Here is a 313-nt window from a genome sequence, read left to right as displayed (position 1 = left end):
AAGTACCGGTGTTTACTGGAAACCTGTTTATAAGGTACTTGAAGATTCCATTCCCAATGTCTGGATAGTCAATGCCCGTCACATAAAGAATGTTCCGGGTCACAAGACAGACAAGATGGACAGCGAATGGATCTGCAAGCTTCTTTTGGCAGGTCTTCTCAAGCCGAGCTATATTCCTCCCAAGGAGCAGCGTCAGCTTCGTGACCTGACTCGCTACCGGAACAAGCTTATTCAGCAGATAGCTTCAGAGAAGAACCGTATGATGCGTATTCTTGAAGACTGCAACATCAAGCTTTCAAGTGTAGTAAGCAAT

1 protein-coding gene is annotated in these 313 nt (G+C 45.4%); it reads left to right on the top strand.

Translation table 11 applies throughout. The annotated features are described in order from the left end of the window. Positions 1–313, top strand: a 313-nt coding sequence (locus tag NW213_RS16885) for a transposase (RefSeq protein WP_258323484.1), incomplete at both ends; no start/stop codon positions are given.

This window comes from Bacteroides sp. ET336 (assembly GCF_024733815.1).
GTDB lineage: Bacteria > Bacteroidota > Bacteroidia > Bacteroidales > Bacteroidaceae > Phocaeicola > Phocaeicola cellulolyticus.
The sequence above is the reverse complement of the archived record's forward strand: the minus strand, read 5'-3'. Positions and strand labels throughout refer to the sequence as shown.